The following is a 22,984-nucleotide window of genomic DNA, read 5'->3' on the forward strand; positions in this document are numbered from 1 at the left end:
GAGTCGGCATGCCTCACTCGCAGCCACAGCACGCGGCGCCCAACCCCGACCGCAACATCAAGGCGATCCGCACCGTGCGTTTTTGGGCGGCACCCCTGGTCATCACCGTGGCGCTGATGTCGACGCTGTGCGCGCTCTATCTCGGCGGCATTTTGAACCCGACGACCAACCTGCGTCATTTCCCCATCGCGGTGGTGAACGAGGACGCCGGCCCGGGGGGCGCACAGATCGCCGACCGGCTGGTCAATGGGTTGGACAAGAACAAGTTCGACGTCCGCGTGCTCTCCCGTAGCGAGGCCAAGCGCCAACTGGACACCGCGCGGGTGTACGGCCAGGTGCTGATCCCACCGAGCTTCTCGTCGAAGTTGCGGGACTTCGCGACCAGTGCGTTGCTGCCCGCCCGCCCGGACCGGCCGTCGATCACGGTTTCCACCAATCCGAGGGCCGGCACCCTCGGCGCGAGCATCGCCGGCCAGACCCTCAATTCCGCGATGGGGATGGCCAATGGCGTAGCCGGACAACGGGTTACCGCAGAGGTGGTCGCGCAGACCGGTGGTGCACCGCTACCCGAGGCGGCCCAGGTGGGTCTGAGCGCCCCCATCGATATCCAGTCGAACGTCTACAACCCGCTGCCGAACGGCACCGGTAACGGCCTGTCGGCGTTCTATTACGCACTCTTGCTGCTGCTCGCCGGCTTCACCGGAAGCATCGTGGTCAGCACGCTGGTGGACGCGCTGCTCGGTTACGTGCCGGCCGAATTCGGCCCGGTGTATCGATTCGCCGAGCAGGTCCGGATCTCCAGATTCCAGACGTTGCTGGTGAAGTGGGCCATGATGGTTCTGCTGGGGCTGATCACCTCGGCGGTATACCTGGCGATCGCCGACGGGCTCGGCATGCCCATCGATCACAGCTGGCAGCTATGGGCGTTCGGCGTCTTCGCGATCGCCGCCGTGGGCATCACGTCCGGTTCGCTGCTCTCGGTGTTGGGCACGGCCGGATTGCTGGTCAGCATGCTGATCTTTGTGATCCTCGGCCTGCCGTCGGCCGGCGCGACGGTGCCGCTGGAGGCCACGCCGTCGTTCTTCCGCTGGCTGGCCGAATTCGAACCGATGCACCAGGTCTTCCTCGGCACGCGGTCGCTGCTGTACTTCGGCGGCCGTGGCGATGCCGGCCTGACACAGGCGCTGATCATGTCGACGATCGGCCTGGTCATCGGTTTGCTGGTCGGTGGGATTGTCACGCATCTCTACGACCGCAAGGGCTTTCACCGCATTCCGGGTGCCGTCGAACTGGCCATCGCCCAGGAGCACCAGGTCCAGCACCAGGCCCGGCGCGGCAAGCGCACCGAGCCGGGCGAGCCCGCCGCCACCGAGCCGCCCGAGCCGGCCGAGCCCGCCGCCGCCGAACCCGAACCCGAAAGCTCAAGCGAGCAAGCGTAATTCGCGCGTATCCGGCCCGTCACCGCACCGTGATCTTTGTTGACAGTGTGACATTTGGGACTGATGATGTTGTTGTTGCATTGATCCCGGGCGGAAAGGCTATCGTGCTGACCCGACGCGCCAGCTTCCGCCGGCTGGCTGCGTGCTGCGCCGCCGTGGTCGCCTGTTTCGCGCTGGCCGTCACCGCGGGGCAGCCCCTCGCGCGGGCGGCCGACGGTCGTGACCTGCTGGCCAACGCCATCGGCAGCACCCGTGGTTCCTACCTGGTCTACAACTTCGGCCCCGGCCATCCCGCACCGATGCTCAACGCCGGCGGCAGCTGGTACGAGATGAACAACGGCGGGCACCTGATGATCATCAAGAACGCGGCGGGACGCCTGTCTCCGCATCTGCTCGTCGACACGCATCAGGGCGATCAGGCGCGTTGCGAGAACAACCCGGGGGCGCGCACCGCCGAGGGCCTCTGGCAGGCCTCGGAGCTGTACGCACCGCTGCAGGCCTGGCAGCGGATGGGTCAGCCGACCATCGCGATCAACGCCAACTTCTTCGACGTCCGCGGCCAAAAGGGCGGCTCCTGGCGCCAGACCGGTTGCAGCTCGCCGCTGGGTGCCTTCGTCGACAACACCCAGGGCCAGGGCCGCGCCAACCAGGCGGTCACCGGCACCGTGGCCTACCCCGGCAAGCAGGGCCTGTCCGGCGGCGGCGAAAGCTGGAGCGCCCTGTCGACCATGATCCTGCCGTCCGGCGGCGCCCCATATGTGGTGTGGCCCAAGACGAAGAGCGACTATGACGCCGCCACTCCGGTGGTCGCCGACCTGCTCAACAAGAACGAGAAGTTCGTCGCGGTGTCGGGCATCGGGTTGTTGGCGCCCGGCAACACCGGACAGCTGCACGACGGTGGGCCCAGCGCGGCCCGGACGGCCCTGGCCTACGCCAGGCAAAAGGACGAGATGTACATCTTCGAGGGCGGCAATTACACCCCGGACAACATGCAGGACCTGTTCCGCGGGCTGGGCAGCGACAACGCCGTGCTGCTGGATGGCGGCGGCTCGTCGGCGATCGTGCTGCGCCGCGACACCGGGGGCATGTGGGCCGGCGCGGGATCACCGCGCGGATCGTGTGACACCCGCCAGGTGCTCTGCGATTCGCACGAGCGGGCGCTGCCCAGCTGGCTGGCGTTCAACTAACAACGGCCGCAGGCGTTTTCGGTGCCGCAGGACCAAGCCGAAAGATCAGCAGGCTCGTCGCTATCACCGCAGCGGTGACCGCGAACACCGGGGCGATCACGTATCTCGACATCGTCGCACCGAAGAAGGCGCCGGCGCACATGGTGGCGACCACGCCGATGCGCAGCCGGTGACGTTCCCCGGTGCCGCCGGCCAGGCGGCTGTCCAGTCCGAGGCTGACGATCGTCGACGTCAGCACGGTGGTGGAAAGCTCCCGAATGCCGAACTGGCGCGCACTGGAATGTTGTAAGCCGAACGTCACCGCGAGGATGCCGATCATGACCAGTTTGGGATTCCCTTGATAGCGCAGCACTCCCGCGCCCGCCAGGACCGACAGCGCCACCAGCAGGACGATCTCGGTCATCAGCACCGTGCTGATCCACGGTCGGGTGCGCTCGCCGAAGTGCCGTGCCAATCGGCCGCTGACGATCGTGGTGCAGACGAAGGTCGGCAGGGCCACCGCGACGGCGGTCAGGTCGATGGTGGTGCTCGGAGCCAGCCAGAATCCGAGGAAGATCACGTTGCCGGTCATGTTGGCGACGAACACATGACCGAGCGCCAGGATACTGATCGAGTCGGCCAATCCGGTGGCGAAGGTCAACAACAGCAACGCCGCTACCGTCCATCGTTCGGATACCGGCGACGTGACGGCCATGGGCTGCAGTATATTTCGGTGCCGCCGGTCGTCGCCGCTAAACTTTCGGCGTCAGATCCAGCGACGTGATCGTCGTCATCCGGGTCACCAGCCAACGACTGTTGGAACGCTTCAAAAACAGCCGGTACGACAGGTACTTCAGTGACGGAACGTTCTTGGTCAGCGGACTGGTCGAGGTGGTGTTGGTGTAGACGATGACCACCGCGTTGGGGTCGTCGAGCGTTTCGACCGCCGCGCCGGTGACCTCGGTGCTGTTGGTGATCTTGGCCTGCTTGTTGGGGGCCACGATCGCGTCGACGAACTTACGGTACTGCGCTTCGAAGTCGCCGCTGAGATAGCGGGATGCGCGATCGGCGAGCGTGTCCATGTTTTCCGGCGTGTACGTCCACAGCGTGGTGATCGCGTTGGCGGCGGTCCGCGCGACGTTCAGTTTCGTTGCGGCGGTGGCACGATCGGCCAGATACGGCTGCAGCATCGCGCCGGCGAAAGCGGCGGATCCGACGAACAGCAAGGCGGCAATCATGGCGGCGACGCCCCAGGCCTTTCCGGTGCGCCGCTTCTTCCCCGCACCGTCGGCCGGCGGCGGGTCCGTGACCCGCTCGGCGTCCTCGGCCGTTGCCTCGGCGCCGGCGCTCTCGGTCTCGGCCGCGTCCCCGTCGGCGCCTTCGGATTCTGTTGCCGGGTCCGGCTTTTCGCCGTCGCGCGCCGGGGCGTCGCCGGCTACCGGTCCACTCGCCTCGTTCACGGGGGCGGCCGGGTTCTCCTCGTCGGTCACGTCACCTGCTGCAGGCTGCTGATCTTCCACTTGTTCCCTTCCTGCGTCGCGGTTGCCGCCCAGCGGTTGGCGTTCTCCAGCACCTGTTTTTCATCCGGCGACTTGGTGGTGATCGCCGTGGCCACCATGACATTGGCGCTGCCGTCGTCGTTCCATCGCTCCAGGCCGGCGTCCAGTACGCTGCCGGTGGCCGGTTCGGCCCGGGCGACCTGGAGCAGAATCTCGTTGGCGTTCTTCTGGTACTGCTTGGCGAAGTCGCCGGTCGCCTGCGCCAGAATACGGTTCACGTAGTCGTTGGCATGAAAAGGATCGATGGAGACGAACTGTGTCATGAAACCGGTGACATAGGTGAGCACCTCGCGGTCCTTCGACGCCGTCCGCGCCCGGGACTCGTGCGAGACGAGCATCAGCGCGCAGGCCGTGATCGCCGTCACCATCAGCAGTGCCGCCAGCGTGCTGGCCAACGGAACCAGCCACGGCCGCTGCGTTTCCACCTCGACCGGGCGTGCGACGAGCAGGGGTCGCTCGCCGGCCGCGAACCTGCGGCGCGGGCTCATTTTCCGCCCCCGGGCTGCTTCGGTTTGGTCAGCACATTGAGATCGTCGACGCGCCAGGCGTTTCCGCTGCCCTTGGCGAAGTTCACCCGCACGGTCGCGCTGATGTAGCGCTGCTCGGGCCCGGTGCCGCGCCGGCCCTGCATGAACAGCAGCATCGTCGCCCGGTCAGGGCCCGCCGCTTCGATCGAGCTGTTGGTGACCCAGTACTCGTTGATGACCGGGTGCCCCTTCTGCACCAAGTCCTGCTGCGCCGCCAGCTGCGGTCGGTACTTGTCGGTCGCCAGCGACAACGCCCGGGCGAAGTCGTCGTGCAGCGACTTCGGGTCGTACGTCAGCATCTGGGCGACGATCTTGGGTCCCTGGGTCGCGAGCTGCGCGCGTGTTCGATCGGTCGCCCGGTCCGTGGAATACACCACGAAGAAGCTGATCGCGGCCCCGGCCAGGCAGAGCGCCACCGCGCTCGACACCGCGGCCGCGGTCCAGCGCCGGATGTGCGGCGGCGCCGTGTCCGGCACCCGGCGGCGCACCTCGGTGCGCGCCACCATGTCGGCGAAGGTGCGGCGGCGTGAATCCCACAGCGGCCAAAGCCATCCCACGATCGTCGCGGTATCGAGCAGGTGGGCGGCGTCGCGGAGCAGCAGGGTCCACGGTCCCGGAGCGTCACCGGTGCGCCGCGTCACCTCGATCCCCACCAGCGCGCGGCCCAGGGTCCAGCCGGTGATCACCGGCAGCAGCAACCGGTTGACCAGCACCAGCAGGGTGACGCTGCCGAGGATGCAGATGGCCAGCCACCACCACCCGCCGCGGGCCGGCACGGTGAGCAACACCAACGCCATCGTGATGATGACGGCGATGCCCGGCAGCACGTCGACGGCGAATGCGCCGACGCGAGAAGGCCAGGCCGCCAAGGCTTCCCGTGATGAGTCTTGGATTGCCGTGGGCGCAGTCTGTTCGACCACCACCGTCACTTCGTCACCTGGTCGAGCTTGGAAATCTTGTACTGCCCCTCGGCGAAGGCCATTTTCACCCGCAACCGGTAACCGGCCTCGCTCTGGTTCTGGTCACTGGCCACCTTGACGCGCAGCGCGACGAGGATGTCGATCGATCCGTCCGGGTTGTTGCGCTCGACGGCCGCCCGCACATCGGACACCTGGACGTGAATGTTCGCGGCCTGATACGCCTGCACGAGCATGCTGGTGTACAGCAGCGCCTGCGAGCGGAAGGCGTCCGTACCGCAGTCGATGATCTTCTGCTCGCTGGCGGTCATCGCATTGGTGTCCGGCGCCTGCGTCGCCGAGACGCATTCCACCGCCGCCTTCAGCGCCGCCGCGTCGTTGCGGGCGATCCGTTGGCTTTGCTGGTGGTAGTGCAACGCGAGGTAACCGCCCGCCCCGACGCCGGCGGCACACAGTGCCAGTACCGCGGCGATGGCTGCCAGCCAGCCGCGGCCCACCCGGGACGGGCCGCGCGGGACGATGGCGGCGGGCTCGAGGGATTCCGCGTCATGCTCGGCGGCGCCGTCGGGCTCGGACCGGTCGGCGTCGACGTCGACGTCGGAAGCACCGTCGGTGGATTCCACTGGATCCTCGGCGGCGGCCTGCGGGCCGGCCTGTTCGGCTCCGTTCTCGGGTGCCGTCGAATCCTCGTTCGTGTCCTGGGTGGTCAACGGATCGTCCGTGTCGATGGGGTTCAGCCGGCTGGTGCCAGCATCTCCTTCCATCCATCGTCTCCTGTTCTGGTCGAGTTCTCGACGGAGTATTTAACTCCGTCTGGCCCTACCAGTTCACCGCTTTGGGGACTGTAGATCGCCGAGGGAGGCCCGCTGGGTTTGTAGACACAGGGGTTGGGCTGCTGGCCATTGCACTGCACGGTACCCGACCCCGGCCGGGACAACGGATCGCTGGTGGGCGGGGGTGTGCCCGCCACCCGGTCCGAGGGGGCCGGGTTCAGCCCGTTGTCCACCGACGGCGCGGGTATCACCAGGCCCGGCTTGACCGGCTGGTCACAGCGCGCCGCGGGTGCGGGGCAGGTCAGGGTCTGGTTGGGGTCGCCGTACCAGGGGTTGGTACCCGCGGGCACATACGGTTTGGGGTCGCGGCATTCCCGCGGCGTCGCGGCCCGTTTGCCCGGGATGTCCGTACACGGGATGTTGCGCGATCCGCGCACGCTGTTGGCCGGGGTATCCATCGGGATCTTGCAGTAGGTGCCCTCGGGCAGCGGCTGGATGCTGGTGTCGGCCGGGGACCGCCACTCCGGGGCCGGAATGAATCCGGTCAGGCACGGCGGCGGCTGGTTGATCGACAGCGCCAGGTCGAGCGCGGCCATGTTGGGGAACGGCGCGGCCACCGTCTGCGCGATCGACGCACCCTGCGGGAGGAAGACCAGGACCTGCTCGACGCCGGTGTGGTACCGCTTGAGCAGGTCGAACACGACCTCGAGGTTGGCCAGCGTCTGCGGCAGCGAATCCCGGACGTCGTTGAAGACCGAGTTCACCTGGTCGGCCGTCGGGGCCGCCTGGCGCAAGATGCTTTTCAGGTGTTGGTCTTCCTGCGCGGATTGGGCGCCCAGCCTGTTCAGGTTGCGCGCCCAGCGCTCGATGTTGTCACCGGATTTGACCTGGCTGTCCAGCACCGGGCCGGAGTTCTGGATGATGTCGTTGACGTCGCTCATCTGGTTCTTGAAGTCGCCGACGATCGCCTGCGTGGCGTCGACCAACCGCTGCAGGTTGGGGCCCAGCCCGCCGACGGACTGTGCCGTCTCGTCGAGCAACTGGCCGATCTTCTCCTTGGGCAGCACCGCCAGGCCGCGGTTCGCGGTGTCCAGGGCGGGCCCGATCTCGGCGGGCACGGTGCCCTTGGTGATGGTCTGCTCGTCCGCCAGGTACTTGCCGGGGTTACCGGCCGACTCCAAGTCGAGGTACTGCTCACCGACGGCCGAGACCGAGTGCACGTTGGCCGTCGCATCGGCAGGGATCTTGTAGTGGCTGTCGATGCTCATCGTCGCCAGCGCGCCGTGCTCGGTCGGCTCGACGTCGGTGACCTTGCCGATGGTGATGCCACGGTAGGTCACGTTGGCCGTGGGATACAGCCCGCCGGAGGCCGGCAGGTCGGCCTTCAGCGTGTAGCGGCCGATGCCCACCAGGCTCGGGATCTGCAGGTAGTAGATACCGAGCACGAGCAGCGAGATGACGGTCAGGACCCCGAAGGCGATCAGCTGGCGTCGGATGAAGGGAGTCAGCAATTCCTGTCCCCCCTTTCCACCAGCGGTCCACCCGGTGCGTCATTCGGGTTCGGCGTGTAGCGCACGTCCGGAATCATCGTCTCCGGATCGCGCCCGAACGACTGCTCGAGGGCCCGCAGGGCTCCCGACAATCCGGTCCCGGTCAGGAACGCGTTGTCGACGGCGCTGTAGGTCAGGTCGAGCGTCAGCGAGATGTTGATGTAGTCGCCGCGGAAGATCTTCGGGACCGTGTCGATGTCGAACGGCTGGGTAAGGATCAGCTTCAGCGCGCCGATCAGGTACGGCGAGGCCTTGCCGAGTTCCTTGAGCGGGCATTGCAGCGCCTGCAGGTCGGTGTGCAGCGGGCCGCGCGCCTCCGACAGGTATTGGTCGGCGGCCTGGCTGAGCCGTCCCACCGAGTCGACGGCGTTGATCAGCAGGTTTCTGGTATCGGCGAAATGCTTGATCAGCGGCGGGATGTCGGTGAGCACCCGGTCGAGGACGTCGGCCCGGCCACCCACGTAGGTCAGCAGCCGGTTGGTCGAGTCGATCGCGTGGGTGATGTCGTCGCGCTGCGCGTTGAGCTGGTTGGTGAAGGTGTCCAGCTTGCCGAGCAGGGCCCGGATCGCCTCGCCGCGTCCATTGAAGATGTTGTAGATCTCGTTCTGCAGCACCTCCAGGTTGGGGATGCCGCCGCCGCGCAGGATGAGCGACAGGCTGGCCAGCGTCTGCTCGGTGGTGGGATACGAGGTCGAGTTCTTCAGCGGAATGGTGTCGCCGTTCTTGAGCAGCTCGGGCGACGGGTTCGGGGGCGCGGCGAGCTCGACGTGCTGCGAACCCAGCAGCGAGGTCTGGCCGATCTTGGCGGTGGCGTTCTTGGGCAGCTTGACCTTCTTGTCCAAGCCCAGCGTCAGGGTGGCGATCCAGTTCTTCAACTGGATCGCCTTGATCGAGCCGACGAAGACGTCTGCGACCATCACCTTGCTGTTGCCGTTGATCGCCAGGGTGTCCGGCACCTGCACGTAGATGGTCATGGCCCCCGAGCCGCTGCCCGGACCGCCGGGGATCGGGACGTTGGAGATGCCCTTCCAGCCACACGAGCTCAGCACCATCGCGGCGATCAGCAGGGTCAGCCCCTGCCAGGCCCGATGCCGCAGCACACGTACCGCGCTCGTCCCGCGCCTCACTCGCCCAATGTTCGGCTTGCTCCTCGCGCGTACCGCGCTCGTCCCGCGCCTCACTGGCCCAATGTTCGGCTTGCTCCTCGCGCGTACCGCGCTCGTCCCGCGCCTCACTGGCCACCTCCGAAGTCAGCTGGTGATGCGGGGCCACCCGCGTTGGGGGCGGGCGCGTACACCGGCGCCGGTGTCGGGGCGACCGGGCCCGGCACCACGCCGGGACCCGGCGGCGGCGGCGGGATGGGAACCTGCGGCGGGTTCTGGCCGATGACGGGCGCAATCGGGTTCTCGTCGTAGGCGTTTGGCGGGCCCGGCGGGGTCTGCAGGGTCGACTGGACGGGCGCGATGTTCGGACCACCCATGAGCTCGTTCAACGAGTCCGGGGTCATCAGGCCCGCGGTGATCGGCCCGACCTGCTGGCCCTGCATGCCCGGCGCGACGATCCAGCCCGGCGTGGTGTTGCGGTATGACGTCGGGGTGTCGGGCACCCAGATGCCTGGCACGGTGGTGTCCTTATATCCGTTCGGCGGGTGCAGCCGATCCTCGGAGTAGGCGACCTCCTTGGGCAGCGTCTCGGCCGTGCTGAACAGGTTCAACCCGAACGGCGGGTAGTTGAACTTGATCGCGTCGAGGATCGGCGAGAGGTACTGCGCGCACAGTTCGGCCGACTCCTGGTAACCCAACCGGCTGCCGGCCTGGATCGCACTACAGATGAACTGCATCGGGTTGGCGAAGTTGGTGATCGACGGGATGGCGACCACCGAACCGTGCGATGGGTGATAGATCTGGTTGATGTTGGCCGCGGCCGTCGGCAGCACGTGCAGCGCGGTCTCCAGTCCGTTCAGCGGATCGGGTTGCAGCAGCGCGTTCGTCGCGGTCTCGAGGTTGTTGATGTCTTGGACCAGCACCCCGCGGTTCTTGTCGAGGAACGGGCGCACGGTGGACAGTAGGCTGTCGAACTGCGAGATCGCGTTGGCCAGGTCGGTGTCGGAGTGCGCGAGCCGGGTGGTGAAGTCGGCCAGGTTCTGGTTGAGGGCGACGAACTGCTGGTCGTCCTGGTGTAGCGCGTTGACGAACAGCGCCAGGCTGCGCACCACCGCGAAGAAGTCGCCGCGACCCTCGTTCAACGCGGTCAGCGCCTGCGACAGGCTGGTCAGCGTGTTGTTGATCTGCTTGCCCTTGCCGGCCAGCCCGTCCGCGAACGACTCGATGACCTCACCGAACGGGCCCTTCGGCTGCTCGGGGGTGGGGCCCAGCTTGGAGATGATGTTGGTGATGCTGTTGCGCAGCTGGTCCCACTCCACCGGCACCTGGGTGCGCTCTTCGGGAATGACGGCGTTGTCGGCCAGCACCGGGCCGCCCTTGTAGGCGGGCTCCAACTGAATGGCCCGCGACGCCACCAGGGTCGGGTTGAGAATCACCGCCGACGCGTTGGCCGGAACCCGGTACTGGTTCTCGTAGTGGAACGTCACCTTCATCTTGTTGCCGACCGGCTCGATCTTGTCGATCGCGCCCACCCGCAGCCCCATGATCTGCACCTTGTCGCCCGGGTACAGCGCGTTCGCCGCCGGGAAATAGGCGACCACGGTGTTGGTGGTCACCTTCTGGTACAGCCGCCAACCGACGTAGCCGACGACGAGCGCCAGGATCACCACCAGCGATCCGATGATCACCGACGCCCGAGTCAGCTTGGGCAGCCGCAGGTTGCGGATATCAAAGATGGTGCTCAATTCTGGCTACCTCCCCCCGCTGCGCCACTGCCTCCGGTCCCACCCGGGTTGATGAACGGTGCCGGCAGTTGGTTGCCCGGTCCGGGTGGTGCCGGCGGTCCCGGCGGGAATCCCGGCGCGAACGTCGACGGCGGCGGCGTCGGTCCGGCCGGTGCGAGGTTCTCGGTCCGTGCGCCCGGGGGCGCCTGCGCCGGCAACGGCACCGGCGTTCCCGGAACATCCGGGGGCGGGTCGCCCGGCCGGCCCGCGATCGGGATGCCCGGCGTCGGCGGCAGACCCGCGGGGTTCGGCGGCGACGTCATCACGTCGACCGGCGCCGGGAAGCCCGGCCCACCGAACGGGCCCGACGCCGCACCCGCACACGGCAACGGATTCCACGGCCGCGGCAGACCCTCGTCGCCGACGGTGACATTGCCGCCGGGGTTGGCCGGCGTGTACGAGCACGGCGACCCCGGTGGGACGGCCGGACCCGGGTGATCGGGGGTGCCCTCGAGCACCGGCGGCGCCGGTGGCGGCGCACCATTCGGGAACCGGGTCCCGTTCGGGTCGGGCCAGCGGTATTCCGGCAGACCGGCGCTGCGCCAGAAGTTCTCCGGATCGATGCCGCGCTTCTTGAAGGCGGCGTCGACCCACGGCTGCGAGATCTGGTACAGGGCCAGGTTGTGCAGGACCACCTTGAAGAACGGTCCCGAGGCGATGGCCTCGTTCAGCGACGGCAGGAACTTGCCGACCTCGGTGAAGCCGTTGGCCAGGTCGTCTTTGCGTTGCACCAGGATGTCGCTGACCGTGCGCAGCTGTTCCAGCACATGGTTCAGGTTCGGGTTGTCGTTGATCAGGCCCTTGACCTGTTCGGAGAACGCAGCGATGTTGCCCAGCAGGGCGTTGATGGCCTGGCCCCGTTCGTTGAAGGCGACCAGCAGCGTCTTGGTGTTGACCAGGAGCCGGTCGATCTGGTCGCTGCGGTTACCGAGGATGCCGGCCACCTGGTTGGCCTGGGCGAGCAGGTGCTTGACCTCTTCGTCGCGCTTGCCGATGGTGGCGGAGAACTTCTCCACCCCTTCCAGCGCCGGGCTCAGGTGCGGATAGGTCTGGTCGATGGTCTGCGACAGCACGTGCAGCGACTGCTTGACGGTGTCGATGTCCCAGCCCTGGGCGGCCTTGGTGACGTCGAAGAACGCGTCATAGATCTGGTAGGGCGTGGTGCTTTGGCCGATCGGCAATGTTCCGCCCGGCCGCAGCGGCTGGTTGCCGCGCGGCTCGAGTTCGAGGACCTTCTTACCGAGGATGGTGTCGGTCTTGACCGCGATCCGGCTCTCGGTGCCGAATCGTGCGGTGCCGGCGTTGAATTGCACCGCGATGTGATCGCCGTCGATCTTGAGGCCCTCCACCTTGCCCACGTCCACGCCGGCGATGCGCACCTTGTCGCCTTTGCTCAGGCCGCCGGTGTCGCTGAACTGCCCGTAGTAGTGCGGTTTGGCCATCAACATCGGGACACTGGTGAAGCTTTGGCCCACGCCGATCACCAGCACCGTCACCACGATGCCCATCAGACCGATGCGGACCCGGTTGGGTGGTTCCAGTGTTCTCATTGCGGCGTGCACCTACCCGTGGGCTGCTGGAACAGCCGGACCGTGCGGACCGGGCCGCCGGCCTGCAGACCGTTGATCTTCAGCGTGATATCGCAGGCGTAGAAGTTCACGAAGTCCCCGTAGGACCCGATGGCGCGTCCGATCATGTTCAACGCCGTCGGCACCTTCTTGAGGTAGTCCTGCAGTTGGTCCTGCTGGTCGATCAGCGGCTGCTGCACCGCGTCCAGGTAGTTGAGCGTCTTGTGCAGCAGCCCGCGGTCCTCGGCCAGCAGGTCGGCCACCGTGCCGGCCGCGTTGCTGATGTGCGCGGTCCCCCCGGCCAACTGATCCCCGTGGTCCTTCAGGCCGGTGATCAACACCTCGAGGTTGTTGATGGTCTGGTCGAACTGCTGCCGGTGCCGAACTGTGGTGTCCAGGACGACGTTGAGGTTTTTGATGACCTCGCCGATGGCCTGGTCGCGCTCACCGAGCTGGTTGGTCAGCTGCGCGGTCTGGTCGAGGATGTCGTTGATGGTGCCGCCCTGGCCCTGGAACACGGTGACCAGCGCAGTCGCGATGGTGTTGACCTTCTGCGGGTCGAGCGCGCGGAACAGCGGTTTGAACCCGCCGATCAGGGCGTCGAGGTCGAGCGCCGGCTGGGTGCGGGACAGCGGGATGAAGCCGTTGGCCGGCAGAACCTTGTCGGCCCCTTCGCCTTGACCGCGCTTGAGCTCCAGGTAGCGGTTACCGATCAGGTCGAGGTAGCGGATCTGGGCGGTCGTCGACTGGTACAGCGGGATTGAGCGGTCGACGTTGAATTTCACCCGCGCCCGTTTGCCGCCGTCGACCAACTCCACCTTGTCGACCTTGCCGACCTCAACCCCGGAGGCGCGGACGAACTGGCCGGCACGCAGTCCGCTGACGTTGGTGAACTCCGCTGAGTACCCGTTGGTGCGGTCGAATCGCATCTGACCGAACACCACGATGATCATCACGGTGAAGATCAGCAGCACCACCGAGAAGATGCTGAGTTTGACAAGGGTTCCGGTGATTTTCATGGGTTGATCGTGTTATCCCCTACCTGGCGGCCCCAGACGTACTCGATCGCATACGGCGATCCGGTGTCCAGGTGGTTGTACGGCGCGATGCTGTTGCCGGAATCCATCACAAGCTCCGGTGCGGGCCACAGGTCGTGGGTGATCGGCTGCCAGCATCCCGGCGCGCCGCCGGGGCCGCCGCGCGCGTTCACCCGCGGCAGGTTCTCCGGGTAGGTGTAGGGGTTGGGCGCACCGCCCACCAGACCGGCGACACCGCCCAGGCCCAGCGTCAGCGCGGCGACGGCGACCAGCGACAGCGGGTTGGCGACCAGGCCCAAACCGGACAGCGCCTGGGTGTGGGCGACCAGCGAATAGCCGTTGCCGCCCAGGAAGGACGCGGCCTTCGGCTCGATGTCGTGGTAGTTGCGCACGGTGCAGAACAGCTCGGGGCTGTACGTGTCCAGCAGCTGCGCGGTGGGCACCAGGTCGGCGGCCCCACGCGCCAGATACGGCCCGCCCTTGTTGAACAGCTCCGCACCGGTGTTACCGAACCCGGCCGCCGACAACAACGCCTGATCCAGATCCTTTTGCTGGGCGTTAATGGTGCGCGCCGTGATCACCGAGTTGTTCAGAAAGTCCAACAGATCCGGCGCCGCGTTGGCATACGTGTCGCCCAACGCCGCCAACCCCTGAATGTCCTTGCGCGCCTGCGGCATCTGCGGATTCACATCATCCAACAACGCGTTGGCGTTGGTGATCGACTGACCGAACTTCTCCCCCAACCCCGACAACGACTGCGCCGCCGCGCTCAACGTCAGATTCAACTTCACCGGATCAACCTTCTGCGCGATCGAGGTGATCGTCTGAAACAACGTGTTGATCTCGGTGGTCACCGAACGGGCATCGATCACCGTGTGCGTCGAAATCTTCTGCGGCGACGGATGAGCCGGCGTCGTCAACGACACATACTTGCCACCGAACACCGTCGTCGCCTTGATGTCGGCATTCACATTCGACGGGATCAGCTTCAAGTACCGCGGATACACCTCCAGGGCGAACTTCGCCGCCGGCTTGCCATCACGCACCGTCTCCGAAATCGACCCCACCCGGCCGATCTCCACCCCGTTATAGGTCACCTTCGAGCCCGGATCCATCACCAACCCAGCCCGTGACGCCAACATGGTCAGCTGCGTCTTGGGCGTGAAGTCCCCCCGGAACTGCCCGTAGATCAGTGCCATTGCCAGCGCGAAGACGACCAGCAGCGCCACGCCGGCCAGCTTGTATGGCGGGGTTCGCGGGGCGTTGGTTTGAATCGGTCGGGTCATGGCGTCACACCGTGAGTGCGAAGTTGGGGTTGACGCCGTACAGCGCCAACGCGGCGGACAACACCACTACCTGAACCGACACCAACGAGAAGCGCATCGATCGGCCGACGGCCTCACCTACGCCGACGGGACCGCCACCGGCCTCATAGCCGTAGAAGCAGTGCGTGATCATCACGACCGCGGTGATGAGGATGGCTTCCACGAAAGACCAGAACACGTCGTCGGGACGCAGGAACGTCCGGAAGTAGTGCTCGTAGGTGCCGTTCGATTGCCCGTAGATCACCGTGGTGGTGATCTGCGGGGACAGGAAAGTCATGATGATCGCCATGGAGTAGATCGGGATGATCACCACCAGCCCGGCCATGATGCGAGTGGAGGCCAGGAACGAAATCGACTTGATGCCCATCACTTCCAGGGCGTCTACCTCTTCGCTGATGCGCATGGCGCCCAGCTCCGCCGTGGCGCCGGCACCGACCGTGGCGGCCATGGCGATCCCGGTGACGACGGGCGCCGCGATGCGCACGTTGATCAGCGCGGCGAAGAAGCCGGTGAACGCCTCGACACCGATGTTGCCCAGCGAGGCGAAGCCCTGGATGGCGACCAGCGAGCTACCGGACAGCGTCACGAAGCCGACGATGGCGACGGTGCCGCCGATGACCGCCATGGCGCCGGTGCCCATGCCGATCTGGGCGATGAGCCGCAGGGTTTCTTTGCGGTAGTTGCGCAGCGCGTGCGGGATGTGCCCGATGGCGATCGCGCCGAACCACGCCATCTGACCAATGTCGTCGAGACCGCGGGCCGCGGCCAGGCCGTAGCGGTTGAGGTTCTCTGCCGCCCGCGGGAAGCGGGAGCGAAAGACGGCTGCGGTCGACATGTCAGTGCCCCGTTCCAAACCGCACGCCGATGGTGGTCAGCACCACGTTGACGGCATACAGCGCGACGACGCAGAGCACGACGGTCTCGTTGACGGCGGTGCCCAGGCCCTTGGAGCCGCCGCGCACGGTCAGACCGCGGTAGCAGCCGACCAGGCCGGCGATCAGGCCGAAGACGGCGGCCTTGACCGTCGCGATGACAACCTCGGGCAGGCCGGTGATCGTGGTCAGGGTGGCCAGGTACGCACCGCCCGACACGTTCTGCAGGTAGACGCCGAACAGGTAGCCACCGACCAGGCCCACTGTGATCACCAGGCCGTTGAGCAGGGTTGCGACCAGGGTCGCGGCGATCACCCGGGGAACCACCAGGCGGTGGATCGGGTCGATGCCGAGCACCTCCATCGCGTCGATCTCTTCGCGGATGGTGCGAGCACCGAGGTCCGCGCAGATGGCCGTCGAGCCGGCGCCGGCGACCACCAGCACCGTGGTCAACGGGCCGAGCTGGGTGACCGCACCGATCGCCGCACCGGCGCCGGACAGGTCAGCGGCACCGAACTGAGCGAGCAGCACGTTGAGCGTGAAGATCAGCAGCACGGTCAACGGGATCGAGACGAATATGGTCGGCAGGAACGCCACTCGCATGATGAACCAGCACTGCTGGATGAATTCGCGGTACTGGAAGGGCCAGCGGAACAGGGCCCTCCCGGTCAGCACGCACATCCGGAAGAATCCCCCGACGAGCGTCAGGGGAGTCTGCAGCTGGTCGCGCACATAGCCGACCAATTGGGGGCCTTGCCGACTTGTCGACGTCGAAGTCACCGCTCCCCCCTCAGGCCGTCACCGCGCGCTCCCTGGCGTCGCGGCGGATCGTCTAGCACGCCTCGCCCCCTCACCACTATGTAGCTGGGGGTGCCCCCACCTCGCCCCGGCTTGATGCCTGTGACCATCGGCTCCCTACTGGCAAGTAGTAACGGAGACCACAGGAATGTACCCGATGGCCAAGCAGGTGTGAACCGCATCCGCACAATTAACCCTTCGCCAACAACTGGCAAACGTTACAGCTCCCGACAACTTCCCTTTCTGTCCCTAAAATCTCTTGCCCTAGAATGGATTTAGTCGATTCCTCCGCCGCCGTAGCGGATCCGCAGTTCAGTTTTCAGCACCTTCCCGGCCGGGTTGCGCGGTAGCGCGTCGACGATCTCGAGCGCCTTGGGGTGCTTGTACCGCGCCAGCCGCTCGGTCAGGAACTCGTCCAGCTCCTCGAGCCGTAAATTGTCGTCGGCGACAGCGGCGACGGCGATGGGCACCTCCCCCCACTTGTCGTGGGGCCGCCCGATCACGGCGACTTCGACGATGCCGGGGTGGCCGGCGAGGACGTTTTCCACCTCGGCGCAGTAAATGTTCTCGCCACCGGAGATGATCATGTCCTTCTTGCGGTCGACCACCCACACGTACCCGTCGGAGTCCATCCGGACGAGGTCGCCGGAGTGGAACCAGCCGCCGGCGAACGCTTCCGCGGTGGCCTCCGGGTTGTTCCAGTAGCCACTCATCAAAGTCGGTGCGCGGTAAACGATTTCGCCGACCTCACCGATCGGCACGTCGTTCATGTTTTCGTCGACGACGCGGGCGGCCACGGTGGGGATCACTTTGCCGACCGAGCCGCGTTTACGAATGGCGTCGTCGCCCAGCAACATGCAGGTGACCGGCGACATCTCCGTCTGGCCGAACGCGGCCAAGATATGGGTGCCCGGGAACCGCGCCGACATCTCCCGCAGCAACGCGTCGGGGGCCGGCGCGGCGCCCCACGAGATCACCCGCAATTTCAGGTCACGCGGGCGGGCGTGCTGTTCGGCGCAGACCGCCTGCCACTGGGCGGGCACCAGAAAGATTCCGGTGACCTGCTCCGCGGCGAGCACGTCGAGGAGTTGTCCGGGCTCGAACGCGCCGAGCGGGTAGATCACCGTCGGGATGCCGAGCAGCATCCCGGTCAGCAGGTTGCCGATGCCGGCGATATGGAAGAACGGCACCCCGATGAACCCGACGTCGTTGTTGATGTCGGCGCCGTTGGTGTACAGCCCGGTCATCGTCTGCCCGGTCAAATTGGTGTGGGTCAGCACGGCGCCCTTCGGTCGCCCGGTGGTGCCCGAGGTGTACATGATCAGGGCGGGCGAATCGTTGGGGATGTCGACGGGCTGGTGCTGTTCACCGGACTCGTTGATCAGGTCCTCGTAGCCGAGCACGCTGTCATCGGTCGAAGCGCCGGCCACCACGATCGTGCCCAGCAGCGGCTCGAGGTCGCGGACGCCGGTGGCGACCGCGGCCAGCACCGGTTCGGTGATGACCATGCGCGCCTGGCAATCCTGGACCAGGAACGCGATTTCGGCCGGGGTGAGCCGGAAGTTCAGCGGGACCGCGATGGCGCCGAGCATGTTGACGGCCAGCACCGATTCGACGAACTCGGTGCGGTTGAGCATCAGGATCATGACCCGGTCGCCGAAGCCGACACCCCGGCGGCTCAACGCATCGGCCAGCGCGGCCACCCGGCTGTGCAGGCCGCCCCAGGTGAGGGTCTTGCCGAGGAACCTCAGCGCCGTCGCGTTCGGCTGCATGAGCGCGTGCCGTTCGAGTTGGTTCACCCAGTTCTGTCGCCGGGCCAGGTACGGCTGCTCACTAGCCTGTGTCGCTTGGCTCGCCAATTGCGCGGTCAAACCCCGACTTCCCTTCACTCGCGCACCGCTTGCGCCAGGTTGATATTTGATAAAACTTGGTGTTGTGTGGGTCACACTATGGCGTTGACGGTCCACTGACAAGTCCCCGTTAGCGCCGGTCAAAAGTTGAACTCCGTCCCGCCAAGTCCACGAAAGCCCTGGCAGCCCCCGTGAACGCACCGATGTCAATGCAACCGAGGAGTCGGCGGCCACTGCGCCGGGCGCAGTTGTCGGACGAGGTGGCCGGGCATCTGCGGGCGGCGATCATGTCCGGCAGGCTGCGCCCCGGGACGTTCATCCGGCTGGACGAGACCGCGGCCGAGCTCGGAGTCAGCGTCACCCCGGTGCGTGAAGCCCTGCTCAAGCTGCGCGGCGAGGGCATGGTGCAGCTCGAACCGCACCGCGGCCACGTCGTGCTGCCGCTGACCCGGCAGGACATCGAAGACATCTTCTGGCTGCAGGCATCGATCGCCCGGGAGCTGGCGGCCGCGGCCACCGTCCATATCACCGACGCCCAGATCGACGAGCTGGACCGGATCAACGGGTCGCTGGCCGCCGCCGTCAAGTCCGCCGACGCCGAGACCATCGCGGGCATCGAGTTCGCCTTCCATCGGGTCTTCAATCAGGCGAGTGGGCGGATCAAACTGGCGTGGTTCCTGCTGAACGCCGCACGCTATATGCCGGTGCTGGTCTACGCCGCCGATCCGGATTGGGGAGAGGCCGCCGTGGACAACCACCGCCAGATGATCGCCGCGCTGCGCCGCCGCGACACCGCCGCGGTGATCGAGCACACCCTGTGGCAATTCACCGACGCGGCGACCCGGCTGACCGAGATGCGCGACCGGTCCGGAATCTTCTAGCGGCGATCGCGAGAACCCGGGTAGCGCGGTAGCTAGTTGGCGGCCAGCTGCTCGGCGCGCTGCTTGAGGCTCTCGGCCAAGTGGTCGAGCACGTTGTTGAGGAGTTGCTTCACCATCGGCGCCGGCACCGGCATCGAGGTCTCGACGTCCAGATCCACCGTCAGCAGGCTGGACGCTCCCATCGACACCACGCTGAACAGCTGCTCCTGCTTGGTGAACAGATCGCCCTGCTGCAGGACGGTCTGAATCTGGTTTTCCCCGGGGTAGTACACGGCCTGGATGAACATGCTCTGCATGCCCTGGTAGTCGGTGTCGAGCCGCAGCTGGCTGGGGCGCCCGTCGTCGTAGCGGGCAAGCACCCAGAGACCTTTGATCTCCTCGTTCCACTGCGGGTAGGCCTCGAAGTCGCCGACGATCCTCATGATCAACTCGGCGTCGGCGTCCACCTCGACGGTCTTGCTCATGACTGGCATGCGCGAAGCATATCGGGGGCTTTGTCAGCCCTTACTGCTCCACGGTGGCGGTCGCCAGCAGCGCGCGGACGTCGTCGGGAATCGGGACGGACTTGCGGGTGGCGCGGTCGACGTAGACGTGCACCCAGTGCCCCAGGGCGGTGATGGGTCGCGGCACGTTTTCCGCGGGCTCGTTCCGGTCGGCCCGGAACACGCCCAACCGGTAGGTGACGCTGCTGCGGCCCAGCCGTGTGACGGCCAGGCCCACCACGAGGTCCTGGGGGAATTGCAGTTCGGAGAAGTAGCGGCAACCCGATTCGGCGACAATGCCCAGTGCGGGCGTGGTGATCGGGTCCAGCCCGGTGCCGGTGTTGATCCAGGCGTTGATCGCGGTGTCGAACAGCTGGTAGTAGACGGCGTTATTGAGGTGGCCGAACATGTCGTTGTCGGCCCACCGGGTTCCGACCGGCCACAGCACCGGAAAGTCGTTGCTGTTCAGCTCGTCCGGTGCGGGCGGAACTACGGAAGCCGACGCCATGGTTGTATTCCAACATGTCTGGAATTCGGGGCGCGGTGCTGGAGCACATCGGGTCGGCTCGGCCCTATGCGCGGTCGCGGCCGATCACCATCACCGAACTCGACCTCGCGCCCCCGGGCCGCGACGAAGTGCTGGTCCGCGTCGAGGCGGCCGGCATCTGCCATTCCGACCTGTCGGTGGTCGACGGCAACCGGGTACGGCCGGTGCCGATGCTGCTCGGCCACGAGGCCGCCGGGATCGTCGAGCGGGTCGGCGAAGGCGTCGACGACCTGGCCGTGGGCCAGCGGGTGGTGCTCGTCTTCTTGCCGCGCTGCGGTCACTGCGCGGCGTGCGCAACCGAGGGCCTGACGCCGTGTGAACCGGGCAGCGCGGCGAACGGCGCCGGTACGTTGCTCGGCGGTGACATTCGGCTCAGCCGGGCCGGCCACCCGGTGTACCACCACCTCGGGGTCTCGGGTTTCGCGACGCACGCCGTCGTCAATCGGGCCAGCGCGGTCGCGGTGCCCGCCGACGTGCCACCCGACGTCGCCGCGCTGCTGGGCTGCGCCGTTTTGACCGGCGGTGGCGCTGTCCTCAACGTCGGCAATCCGCGCCCGGGCCAGACGGTCGCCGTGGTGGGATTGGGTGGTGTCGGGATGGCGGCGCTGCTCACCGCGCTCACCTATGACGGCGTGCGCGTCGTCGCCGTCGATCAGCTGCCGGAGAAGTTGGCCGCCGCCCGTCGCCTGGGCGCCCACGACGCCTACACGCCGCAGCAGGCCGCCGACGCCAAGGTGAAGGCCGCGGTAGTGGTCGAGGCCGTCGGTCATCCCGCCGCGCTGGAGACCTCGATCGACCTGACCGCGCCGGGCGGGCGCACCATCACGGTGGGGCTGCCGCCGCCGGCCGCGCGAATCAGCGTGTCGCCGTTGGGTTTCGTGGCCGAGGGCCGGTCGCTGATCGGCAGTTATCTGGGCTCCGCCGTGCCCAGCCGGGACATCCCCCGGTTCGTCGAGCTATGGCAGTCGGGCCGACTGCCGGTGGAATCGCTGGTGTCGTCGACGATTCGGTTGGAGGACATCAACGAGGCGATGGACAACCTGGCCGACGGCACCGCGGTGCGACAGCTGATCAGATTCGACCACTAGTCGCCGAGCCAGGCGCCGGACAAAGCGCTGCCCTGCAGCGCGAACAAACGTTGGGAGCCCACCCAATCGGGCAGCAGCGAATCGAAGCCGTGGCAGGTACGCGCGAAGACGTGCAGTTCGGCCGATACGCCGGCGCGTAGCAGCAGCAGCGCGTAGTCGATCGCCTCGTCGCGGAACGGGTCGATCTCGGCGCAGGTGATCAAAGCCGGTGGCAGCCCGGTGAATTCGGCGCGCCGGGCGGGCACCGCGGATTCCGATGCGCCGGCCGGCCCAAGGTAGTGACGCCACATCAAATCGGCGGCCTCGCCGTCGAACGCCGGACTGGTGCGGAACTGCGCCTTCGACGGGGTGACCCGATCGTCGAGCACCGGTTGGTGCAGCAACTGGAACGTCACCGGCGGCAGGTCCCCGCCGGCGGCCCGCTGCGCCAGGCAGGCGGCCAGCGCGGCACCCGCGCTGCTGCCCGCGACGGCCAGGCGATCCGGATCCACGTTGAGTCGCGCCGCGTTCGCGGCCACCCACTGCAGGGTGGCGCCGGCGTCCTCGAGGGCGGCCGGGAAGGGGTGCTCGGGGGCGAGCCGGTAATCGACCGAGACCACCGTGCAGCGGGCGCGCCGCGAAAGCTCCACGCATTGGCGGTGATCGGTGTCCAGGTTGCCCAGCGCGAAACCACCGGCGTGGCAGTACACCACGACCGGCGCCCGGTCCGCGGGCCCGCCGCGATAGATGCGCACCCGGATGCCGCCGGCCGGCGTCGGCACGCTGCCCTCGACGATCCGGACCCCGTGCGCATCGGTCTGCTCGGCGGTCAGCCGGCGCCGCTCGTTGAACGGTCCGCGGATGAGTTGGATTGCGGGCACGGAGAATTCGGTGCGAGTCGTCGCGACGTCACGCAGCGCCGGATCGAGGCGATCGGCGCCGTCGAGTTCTGTCATCGGGTCCCCCGGTCGGTGTCGATGATGCCGACGCTCATCGGATCTGCAGGCATTGCCCACCATCGATGATGAGTTCGGACCCGGTGATGAATGACGCCTCGTCGGACACCAGGAAGGCCACCGCGTCGGCGACCTCACGAGCCTCGCCGATCCGCCCGAACATCGACGCCTCGGCGAGCCGTGTCTGGGTGAGCTCGTCGAGCATCGATGTGGCGATCGGTCCGGGGAAGACGGCGTTGACCCGGATGCCGCAGGGTGCGAGTTCGGCCGCGGCGGTCTGGGTGAGGCCGCGCAGCGCCCACTTCGATGACCCGTAGGCGCTGTGCTGCGGGAAGGGCCGGATCGCTCCGGTGCTGCAGATGTTGACGATCGACGCCTTGGGCGCCGCGCGCAACACTGGTAACGCCGCGCGCATCCCGAGAAACGGGCCCAGGCAGTTGACCCGCCAGGCGGTTTCGAAGCCCTCGGCGGTCTCTTCGGTCAGTGACGCGCGGTGCAGCATGCCCGCGCAGTTGACCAGGGTGCTCAGCGATCCGAAGCGCCCGACGACCTCGGCGACCACAATGTCCCACTGCTCGGGCGAGGTGACGTCGAGCTCGAGGGCGATCATGCCGTCGTCGCCCGCGTCACCGACGGCGGTGACGAGTTCGTCGGTTCGCCGGTCGCACGCGGCAACCGCAAAGCCGTTGTCCCGCAATCGTTTGGCGATGGCCCGGCCTTGTCCGCCGGCGGCGCCGGTCACCAGTGCGACGCGTTGGTTCATGCTGGACTCTCTTCGGGGCT

At 67.1% G+C, this 22,984-nt stretch carries 22 protein-coding genes; 4 read left to right on the forward strand and 18 right to left on the reverse strand.

Annotation, left to right across the window (positions count from 1 at the left end; all coding sequences use genetic code 11):
• The first annotated feature begins 8 nt into the window (after positions 1-8).
• Together ACIUM1_RS13180 and ACIUM1_RS13185 are read left to right on the forward strand one after the other, a co-directional pair.
• Entirely contained in the window at positions 9-1,439 is a 1,431-nt protein-coding gene (locus ACIUM1_RS13180; RefSeq protein WP_406813137.1) for a YhgE/Pip domain-containing protein, read from the forward strand.
• 80 nt (positions 1,440-1,519) lie between these two features.
• Positions 1,520-2,626 carry a phosphodiester glycosidase family protein gene (locus ACIUM1_RS13185; protein WP_406817667.1) on the forward strand — a complete coding sequence of 369 codons (1,107 nt, stop codon included), beginning with the start codon at positions 1,520-1,522 and terminating at the stop codon, positions 2,624-2,626.
• Here ACIUM1_RS13185 and ACIUM1_RS13190 read toward each other — a convergent pair.
• The 14 genes from ACIUM1_RS13190 to fadD5 form a co-directional block, all read right to left on the reverse strand.
• Positions 2,619-3,320 carry a YoaK family protein gene (locus tag ACIUM1_RS13190; protein WP_406813138.1) on the reverse strand — a complete coding sequence of 234 codons (702 nt, stop codon included), beginning with the start codon at positions 3,318-3,320 and terminating at the stop codon, positions 2,619-2,621. The two genes, ACIUM1_RS13185 and ACIUM1_RS13190, sit on opposite strands and share 8 nt — an antisense overlap.
• 37 nt (positions 3,321-3,357) lie before the next feature.
• The gene (locus ACIUM1_RS13195) at positions 3,358-4,125 is read right to left on the reverse strand and encodes a mammalian cell entry protein (RefSeq protein WP_406813139.1); all 768 of its coding nucleotides are present in this window, start codon (positions 4,123-4,125) and stop codon (positions 3,358-3,360) included.
• The gene (locus ACIUM1_RS13200; protein WP_406813140.1) at positions 4,092-4,652 is read right to left on the reverse strand and encodes a mammalian cell entry protein; all 561 of its coding nucleotides are present in this window, start codon (positions 4,650-4,652) and stop codon (positions 4,092-4,094) included. Before ACIUM1_RS13200 ends, ACIUM1_RS13195 begins: the two co-directional genes overlap by 34 nt.
• Positions 4,649-5,620: an RDD family protein gene (locus ACIUM1_RS13205; protein ID WP_406813141.1), complete on the reverse strand. Its 972-nt coding sequence runs from the start codon at positions 5,618-5,620 to the stop codon at positions 4,649-4,651. The genes ACIUM1_RS13200 and ACIUM1_RS13205 overlap by 4 nt, the downstream gene beginning before the upstream one ends.
• The gene (locus tag ACIUM1_RS13210; protein ID WP_406813142.1) at positions 5,617-6,372 is read right to left on the reverse strand and encodes an Mce protein; all 756 of its coding nucleotides are present in this window, start codon (positions 6,370-6,372) and stop codon (positions 5,617-5,619) included. Before ACIUM1_RS13210 ends, ACIUM1_RS13205 begins: the two co-directional genes overlap by 4 nt.
• The gene (locus ACIUM1_RS13215) at positions 6,342-7,892 is read right to left on the reverse strand and encodes an MCE family protein (protein ID WP_406813143.1); all 1,551 of its coding nucleotides are present in this window, start codon (positions 7,890-7,892) and stop codon (positions 6,342-6,344) included. The genes ACIUM1_RS13210 and ACIUM1_RS13215 overlap by 31 nt, the downstream gene beginning before the upstream one ends.
• Positions 7,886-8,983: a virulence factor Mce family protein gene (locus tag ACIUM1_RS13220; protein ID WP_406817668.1), complete on the reverse strand. Its 1,098-nt coding sequence runs from the start codon at positions 8,981-8,983 to the stop codon at positions 7,886-7,888. Before ACIUM1_RS13220 ends, ACIUM1_RS13215 begins: the two co-directional genes overlap by 7 nt.
• Before the next feature lie 179 nt (positions 8,984-9,162).
• A complete protein-coding gene (locus ACIUM1_RS13225; protein ID WP_406813144.1) occupies positions 9,163-10,779 on the reverse strand; it encodes a virulence factor Mce family protein in 1,617 nt (538 codons plus the stop codon).
• The gene (locus ACIUM1_RS13230; RefSeq protein ID WP_406813145.1) at positions 10,776-12,368 is read right to left on the reverse strand and encodes an MCE family protein; all 1,593 of its coding nucleotides are present in this window, start codon (positions 12,366-12,368) and stop codon (positions 10,776-10,778) included. The genes ACIUM1_RS13225 and ACIUM1_RS13230 overlap by 4 nt, the downstream gene beginning before the upstream one ends.
• The gene (locus tag ACIUM1_RS13235) at positions 12,365-13,405 is read right to left on the reverse strand and encodes a virulence factor Mce family protein (protein WP_406813146.1); all 1,041 of its coding nucleotides are present in this window, start codon (positions 13,403-13,405) and stop codon (positions 12,365-12,367) included. The genes ACIUM1_RS13230 and ACIUM1_RS13235 overlap by 4 nt, the downstream gene beginning before the upstream one ends.
• Positions 13,402-14,709, reverse strand: a complete 1,308-nt coding sequence (locus ACIUM1_RS13240; protein ID WP_406813147.1) for an MCE family protein — start codon at positions 14,707-14,709, stop codon at positions 13,402-13,404. The genes ACIUM1_RS13235 and ACIUM1_RS13240 overlap by 4 nt, the downstream gene beginning before the upstream one ends.
• Before the next feature lie 4 nt (positions 14,710-14,713).
• Complete coding sequence (locus ACIUM1_RS13245) at positions 14,714-15,583, reverse strand: MlaE family ABC transporter permease (protein ID WP_406813148.1); 870 nt, start codon at positions 15,581-15,583, stop codon at positions 14,714-14,716.
• Position 15,584: 1 nt separating this feature from the next.
• Positions 15,585-16,400 carry an MlaE family ABC transporter permease gene (locus ACIUM1_RS13250; protein ID WP_406813149.1) on the reverse strand — a complete coding sequence of 272 codons (816 nt, stop codon included), beginning with the start codon at positions 16,398-16,400 and terminating at the stop codon, positions 15,585-15,587.
• 293 nt (positions 16,401-16,693) lie between these two features.
• The gene (gene fadD5, locus ACIUM1_RS13255; protein WP_406813150.1) at positions 16,694-18,289 is read right to left on the reverse strand and encodes a fatty-acid--CoA ligase FadD5; all 1,596 of its coding nucleotides are present in this window, start codon (positions 18,287-18,289) and stop codon (positions 16,694-16,696) included.
• 182 nt (positions 18,290-18,471) lie between these two features.
• Here fadD5 and ACIUM1_RS13260 point away from each other — a divergent pair, with 182 nt between their 5' ends.
• Positions 18,472-19,149: a GntR family transcriptional regulator gene (locus ACIUM1_RS13260; protein ID WP_406813151.1), complete on the forward strand. Its 678-nt coding sequence runs from the start codon at positions 18,472-18,474 to the stop codon at positions 19,147-19,149.
• A 32-nt stretch (positions 19,150-19,181) separates the two neighbouring features.
• Here the strand turns inward: ACIUM1_RS13260 and ACIUM1_RS13265 are convergent, their stop codons facing one another.
• Positions 19,182-19,622, reverse strand: a complete 441-nt coding sequence (locus ACIUM1_RS13265) for an SRPBCC family protein (RefSeq protein WP_406813152.1) — start codon at positions 19,620-19,622, stop codon at positions 19,182-19,184.
• 31 nt (positions 19,623-19,653) lie between these two features.
• Positions 19,654-20,139, reverse strand: a complete 486-nt coding sequence (locus ACIUM1_RS13270) for an acyl-CoA thioesterase (RefSeq protein WP_406813153.1) — start codon at positions 20,137-20,139, stop codon at positions 19,654-19,656.
• Between the two features lie 14 nt (positions 20,140-20,153).
• Here ACIUM1_RS13270 and ACIUM1_RS13275 point away from each other — a divergent pair, with 14 nt between their 5' ends.
• Complete coding sequence (locus ACIUM1_RS13275; RefSeq protein ID WP_406813154.1) at positions 20,154-21,266, forward strand: alcohol dehydrogenase catalytic domain-containing protein; 1,113 nt, start codon at positions 20,154-20,156, stop codon at positions 21,264-21,266.
• Here the strand turns inward: ACIUM1_RS13275 and ACIUM1_RS13280 are convergent.
• Together ACIUM1_RS13280 and ACIUM1_RS13285 are read right to left on the reverse strand one after the other, a co-directional pair.
• A complete protein-coding gene (locus ACIUM1_RS13280; RefSeq protein ID WP_406813155.1) occupies positions 21,263-22,201 on the reverse strand; it encodes an alpha/beta hydrolase in 939 nt (312 codons plus the stop codon). The genes ACIUM1_RS13275 and ACIUM1_RS13280 overlap by 4 nt on opposite strands.
• A gap of 34 nt (positions 22,202-22,235) precedes the next feature.
• Complete coding sequence (locus ACIUM1_RS13285; RefSeq protein ID WP_406813156.1) at positions 22,236-22,964, reverse strand: SDR family NAD(P)-dependent oxidoreductase; 729 nt, start codon at positions 22,962-22,964, stop codon at positions 22,236-22,238.
• Between the last annotated feature and the right edge of the window lie 20 nt (positions 22,965-22,984).

Origin of the sequence: Mycobacterium sp. M23085 (assembly GCF_045343915.1) — a bacterium.
In the GTDB taxonomy this organism is placed as follows: Bacteria; Actinomycetota; Actinomycetes; order Mycobacteriales; family Mycobacteriaceae; genus Mycobacterium.